The sequence below is a fragment of the Ensifer sp. EB106-03-01-XG145 genome, assembly GCF_058792075.1.
In genome coordinates this window covers 1-5,684 of the sequence record NZ_JBYTEC010000056.1, presented here as the reverse complement: position 1 = coordinate 5,684, position 5,684 = coordinate 1, and the positions used below count along the sequence as shown (strand labels likewise).

Genomic DNA, 5,684 nt, shown 5'->3' with positions numbered 1-5,684 from the left:
ATCCGTTCCCTGCAAATCACGCAGGCCGGATTGAATCACGAAAACCGGCTGAAGGGGAGGTTTTTAGAGGCATCCACATTCTTGGAGCGCGTAAACTCCCGCAGAGTTTCCGCAGCGTTTTCCCGTCCAAAGCCGCTTCCCTTCTGGCCGCCGAAGGGTGAGCCGAGGAAGGCGCGGCGCATGTAGTTGTTGATGAAGATCATGCCGGCTTCGAGCCGGGCCGCAATCCTGCCGGCATGGGCTTCGTCGGTCGTGCAGATTGCCGCCGTCAGGCCGTACTCGCTGTCATTGGCGATGCGGATTGCTTCTTCCTCGGTTGAAAACCGCATGATGCTGGCGATCGGGCCGAACATCTCTTCGCGCGCCGCGGTCATGTCGGGTGTCACGTCGGCAAGGACCGTGGGGGCAACCCAGTAGCCGCCTTTCAGGCGATCCTCGATCGGCAATTTGCCTTGGGTCACCAGGCGGGCCCCCTCCTTCAGCGCGATATCGAGATAGGCCAGCACCTTGTCACGGTGCTTCGCATCGACCATGGCCCCGATATCTGTCGCGGGATCAAGGCCGTCACCGACGACCAGCTTCTCGGTCGCACGTGCAAAACGCTCGAGGAACTCGTCATGGAGCGCATCGTGCACGAGTATGCGTGACGTCGACGTGCATGCCTCGCCCTGGTTGTAGAACATGCCCTCGAGCGCGACATCGATCGCAACATCGAGATCGGCATCGGGAAGCACGATCAGCGCGTTTTTTCCGCCAAGTTCCATCGTCGCATAGGTGAGGTTCTGGGCGGCCGACTGAAGCACGCGCCGTCCCGTCATCGTCGAACCGGTGAAGGTGATGCGCTCGACCAGCGGATGGGAGGCAAGCGCCGGGCCGGACGGCAATCCGGCGACCGCGTTCAGGACGCCGGGCGGCAAGATCTCGTTGGCAAGTTCGACGAGGCGAAGGACGGTCAACGGCGCCTGTTCACCGGGCTTGATGACAATGGTATTGCCCGCGGCGAGCGCCGGCGCGCACTTCTTGGAGAAATGGATCGGCGGCCAGTTGAAGGGCAGGATCGCTGCCACCACGCCATAGGGCTCGTAGCTGATGCGCGCCTCGATCGGCCCCTGGTCCAGGATCTCTCCGTGTATCGTATCGACAAGGCCGCCGAAGTAGTCGAAGCAGGCGTGGCAGAACGAGAGGTCGAAGCGCAGGGCATCGCGACGCGGCTTGCCCACTTCGCGCGCCTCGATTTCGGCAAGTTCGTCCACGTGCTTGCGGATGTGAGCGGCGACCTCGCGCAGGATCTGGCCGCGCTCACGTGGGGAACGATCACGCCACGCCTGGAAGGCGTCGCGCGCGCCCCTGACCGCACGGTCGACGTCGGCCTCAGAAGCGTTGGTCACATGCGCGATGGTCGCGCCGGTTGCTGGCTCTTCGACGCTGAATGTGGTGGCGCTGCCATCATCCAGAAATTGCCCGCCCACGAACAGGCCGGACACTCTGAGCGGCGCATGCGCCTGATCCTCGACATTCTTAAGCATTGCTACTCCTCCCATGTTGCAATCAACCGCAAATGCCGGACCGGACTTCGATCAGGCGCTCCTGTCTCCGATGGACAATCCGTTGTCCGGCATAGTTTCCGCTGACCCCGTCTAGCTCCTGCCCCTTTGCAGGAGGCCCGTGGCCTGCGCGGTGAGGCCGCGCCGGGATGTCGCGGGCACAGTCAGGTCACCCAACCTTTTCGCCCTATAGGCCGTTGGCGTCATTCCGACCGATTTTCGAAACGCCCGCAGGAAGTACTTCTCGTCGTTGTACCCAACGGCATAGGCGATCTGGCCGATCGGTTCGCCGGTCAGCACCAGGCGCTCGCGCGCATCATCGATGCGCATTTCGCGAATGAGCGCATTGAAGCTGGTGCCCGTATGCTGCCGCAGGAGCGCGCAGAGGCGGCTACGGGAAAGCCTGGCATAGGCGGCCGCCTGATCGAGTGTCGGCGAGCGAAGGTAGTTCTCCGCGATAAAATCGGAAATCCTGCGCATATGCCCGCTGTCGCGGCCGATCGCCGGCAGAACCGGCGACAATTCGTCGAAGCGCTCCTCGTAGGCCCGGCAAACCCTGCAGAGCATGAGCGTCAGCTCTGCGCGAATGATCTCTCCGGCGCAGATCCGGTCCGCAGAATGTTCGAGGATCATCGCGCGGCAGGCCTCTTCCACGCGCGCCGATTGCGCCTCATCCAGGTTGAACTCGACATGCCCCTGCCAGGCGAAGGGCGTGAGTTCGGGCGCTATCCGCACGAGTTCGGAAATCGGATAGGAACGCGTGATCCCGGGCCGAAGGAAATCAAGGTCGAAATAGATCACGACGCATCGTGACGCCCTGCTGAAGCGCGTCTGATGCGGGGTCATCGGCGCGATGAAATAGATCGAGCCCGGCTGCGGCCTGTAGGATTTGAGACCGATGCGCGCCGTCGGCGCCTCGCTCATGTAGTAGACGATCTGAAAATAATCGTGCTTGTGCGCCGGGTAGAGCCTTTGGGTCTTCTCGACCAGACGGATATGGAAACGGGGCGCATCGGCCCGTTCCAGCGCATAGGAGCGGAAGGGCGCCGCCAGGTTATCATCCACATCCTGATCGGGATCACCGTCCGGCTGTCTGTCTGTTCTCGTCATTTTCCCCCCCCTTTTTGCCACCGCGCCCATGCAACCCCGGTTCATGTCGCGTTGTCGAGCGTTCCTCTCAATTCGGGAACGGCCTCGGAGAGATCGGCGACAAGACCATCGCTCTCGAGCCCGTCATCTCCTCCGTCGGGCCCTAGTTTTCGGGGCCCGCGTATTTGCCGGCGGTCGCCGGAAACATGGTCTTGATGATCTTCATCCGGCTGACATCGACGGTTGCGTCCATGTGCAGAAAGATGGCAGCGTCGCGGAACAGCTTCTCGATGCCGAACTCCAGCATAGCGCCGTTGCCGCCATGCAGTTCCAGCGCATGGGTGGCGACCTTCATGATCTCCTCCGAGGCGTAGACCTTGGCCATGTTGCAGAGAACATCCATGTCCGGATGACCCTCATCGACCGCCTTGGAAGCCCTTTCGATCAGCGCGCGCACCGCCTCGATCCGGGTCGCCATGTCGGCAAGCCGCAGGGCCACGGCCTGGTGCTTGATGAGGATGCGACCGCCCTGCACATAGTTCTGGACATAGTCGGCGGTGCGTTCGAAACAGGCGACTCCGACGCCGAGGTTCTTGGCCGCCTGGATGATCTTGCCCGCACGGAAATACTGCCCGGCGCTTCCGAGCGCCGTGTTCTGGACGAGAAGATGATCCACCGGCAAGCGGCAGTCCTCGAACACCAGTTCGCCGTTGTTCATGAAACGGCAGCCCATGGTTTCGTTGCACTTCGTCACCGTGAGGCCGGGCGTGTCGAACTCGATGTTCCCTGCAGCATGCCGACGGAGGAGTCGGTGTTGGCGTAGACCACGTAGAGGCTGGCATCGAAGCCGTTCGAAATGAACTGCTTGCGACCGTTGATCACCCAGTGCCCGTCCTTGAGCACGGCTTTCGTATGCATCGCCGCCTCTGGCACGTTGTAAGGGAGCCAGCGATCCGACGCCCCGCGCGGCTCGGTGAGGCAGTGCGCAAGCAGAAACTGCGGATCTGCCAAGAGGCGCGGGAACCACTTGTCCTGCAAATGTTTCGGTGCGAACTCGCGCAGGAGGATCGAGACCTTCCAGTTCTGCACGAGCTTGTCGGCAAGGCCGGAATCGCCGCGCGCGATTTCCTCCGAAATCAGCGCGAAGGTCCTGACCTCCGTCTCGCGCTCGAGGTCCACGCCACCGTAGGCTTCCGGAACGCCGAGCGTGCGGATGCCGATTGTTTCGGCTCCCTCGAGGATCGAGCGCGGCAGCCGCTCGCCCGGGCTCATGTCCCAATCGCGCTGCCAGTTCGATCGAATGAAAGGCGTCACTGCGTCGTCGACGAACGCGCGGCAACTGTCGCGCATCAATCGCTGCTCCTGGGACAGTGAGCCGTCATCGGCGTGGATCATTTCTCGCTCCCTTGGTTCTTCTGGCGGGTTCCTCTTCCTGCCCTCAGATTCGTAGCGTGCTGCCTCGGTGCCAGTGAGGTTCTACCGTGCTCTTTTGGTGGACTATCGTCCAATTCGACGTGGATTTTCTGCGCGGCACCGGAAGCAATTGGGTCTTGCTCTTCGTCTCAACGGCCTCAGGCCCTGGCGACGGAATTGTTCTGCGCCCGCAGAAATTCTTGTCCTCTTTATGAGACGTTGTGGTCTGACTTCGGTCCAAGGTCGCCGACCTTGCCTTGCTCGACAACTCTCCATGACCATGCCGGTGGACAAGAACGACATGGTCCGCTCCCTTCTGACCTGCCCGGCGGCAAGGGCGTGCACCACGCAGGCGTCGTCAAGGTGGCCCGAACTCTTCGGAGCCGAGAACGATGTGAAGCCTGTCGGCGTGGCAGACTTCCACATGTGGCTATCCGCGGAGCGTAACTTGGCCAGTTCCCTAACCCCATTTACGCATTTGTCTAATCCTTGACGGCTGCGTGCACTGTGAGACGCTATGACTTCACGGTTGTAATGCGTAGGGGGTATCCAGTGAAATTCTCAAAGGCCAAGAAGAAACATCCCGGAAAGATGCATAAGACAGTTGGTGCGATCGGTCGTTACGACGAAGGCTTCGTCAGCGGCGGACGCGCCACCCCCGGTTTCTCCTACCGGGGAAGATGGCTCAACGAAGGATGCCCGGGCACCTTCGAGACATGGCTGGTCAACAAAGGCGTCATGCCCAAGGTTTAACAGCGACGCCCGGACGGCATTTCCATGGACTGCGCCGTTCGGTGTGGTGCGTCATCTTGCGCCTCAGTTGCGCGCAGCGCTCTGTCACGGAAGCCTTGCAATCCGGCGACATTCGCGTTGCGGAACGCCCTTCGCCGGCGGGAAATCTCGCCGGCACGCTCAAGCGCTATGTTGAGTTTTGGCCGGACGAGCAGCCCTTCCAGCGCTTCTTCGACCAAGGCAGGAATTCGCGTCGGATCGTCCAGATATGCGACTTCGAGCAGGCCGGCAACGACCGCGGGATCATCCGCCGGCAGCTGCGTTGAAGCGAAAACGAGACGGACCGGGTTCGCGGAGTTGACATGCGCACTCGGGATGGAAGGATCGTTGAGAGTCCGGGATACGTGAAGGGCTAGAGCCCGCCCTGACCGCCCTTCAGGCATTCTGCGGGGCGGGCGGGCGCGTCCAATTGAGGCGACCTGGGCTTCGGGTGTCCGGCGTAGGCGCATCTGCGGACGTGCGGTCTCAAGCCGCTCCGCGGTGAGATCAGGATCAGGCACACGTTGTGGAGGCTTTCACTGAGCGGACGCTGCAACTTTTGCGCATCGTGCGTGGCCAGGCAAAACGAAAAGTTTTGCATCTCTAATATTTGCAATGCTATGGTCCATTCGTTTGGCCCTCTTGTTCGGCGCGGAACCGTTGCCGGCTGGAGGAGGCATAGTCCGGGGGCCCGAGCATGGCATTTACTCTGCCTCGCCTGCCTTTGCTCGCGAACCTGGATGGTTACCGCGTCGGATGGCTACGCAACGATATCTCCGCCGGACTTGCAATTGCCGCCGTTGGCCTTCCCAGCGCCATCGCCTACCCGGCCATAGCCGGACTGCCCGCCGAAACCGGCCTCTATGC

7 protein-coding genes are annotated in these 5,684 nt (G+C 61.7%); 3 read left to right on the top strand and 4 right to left on the bottom strand.

All coding sequences use genetic code 11. The features are described 5' to 3' along the window. Positions 1-35: 35 nt before the first annotated feature. From AC3WWH_RS34615 to AC3WWH_RS34600, 4 genes are all read right to left on the bottom strand, one after another. Positions 36-1,526 (bottom strand): aldehyde dehydrogenase family protein, encoded by a 1,491-nt coding sequence (locus AC3WWH_RS34615; RefSeq protein WP_492377619.1) that lies wholly within the window; start codon positions 1,524-1,526, stop codon positions 36-38. A 111-nt stretch (positions 1,527-1,637) separates the two neighbouring features. After that, positions 1,638-2,654 carry a helix-turn-helix transcriptional regulator gene (locus AC3WWH_RS34610; RefSeq protein WP_058324438.1) on the bottom strand — a complete coding sequence of 339 codons (1,017 nt, stop codon included), beginning with the start codon at positions 2,652-2,654 and terminating at the stop codon, positions 1,638-1,640. A 142-nt stretch (positions 2,655-2,796) separates the two neighbouring features. Beyond that, the gene (locus AC3WWH_RS34605; RefSeq protein ID WP_162752646.1) at positions 2,797-3,351 is read right to left on the bottom strand and encodes an acyl-CoA dehydrogenase family protein; all 555 of its coding nucleotides are present in this window, start codon (positions 3,349-3,351) and stop codon (positions 2,797-2,799) included. Positions 3,352-3,383: 32 nt separating this feature from the next. After that, positions 3,384-4,028, bottom strand: coding sequence for an acyl-CoA dehydrogenase family protein (locus AC3WWH_RS34600; protein ID WP_058324436.1), 645 nt, complete (start codon positions 4,026-4,028; stop codon positions 3,384-3,386). A 570-nt stretch (positions 4,029-4,598) separates the two neighbouring features. Between AC3WWH_RS34600 and AC3WWH_RS34595 the strand changes: the two genes are divergently transcribed. The 3 genes from AC3WWH_RS34595 to AC3WWH_RS34585 all read left to right on the top strand — a co-directional run. Further along, positions 4,599-4,799 carry a hypothetical protein gene (locus AC3WWH_RS34595; RefSeq protein WP_143033022.1) on the top strand — a complete coding sequence of 67 codons (201 nt, stop codon included), beginning with the start codon at positions 4,599-4,601 and terminating at the stop codon, positions 4,797-4,799. Next, positions 4,763-5,104: a hypothetical protein gene (locus tag AC3WWH_RS34590; RefSeq protein ID WP_197417438.1), complete on the top strand. Its 342-nt coding sequence runs from the start codon at positions 4,763-4,765 to the stop codon at positions 5,102-5,104. The genes AC3WWH_RS34595 and AC3WWH_RS34590 overlap by 37 nt, the downstream gene beginning before the upstream one ends. A gap of 410 nt (positions 5,105-5,514) precedes the next feature. After that, on the top strand, positions 5,515-5,684 hold a 170-nt coding region (locus AC3WWH_RS34585), incomplete at its 3' end, for a SulP family inorganic anion transporter (RefSeq protein ID WP_492377620.1).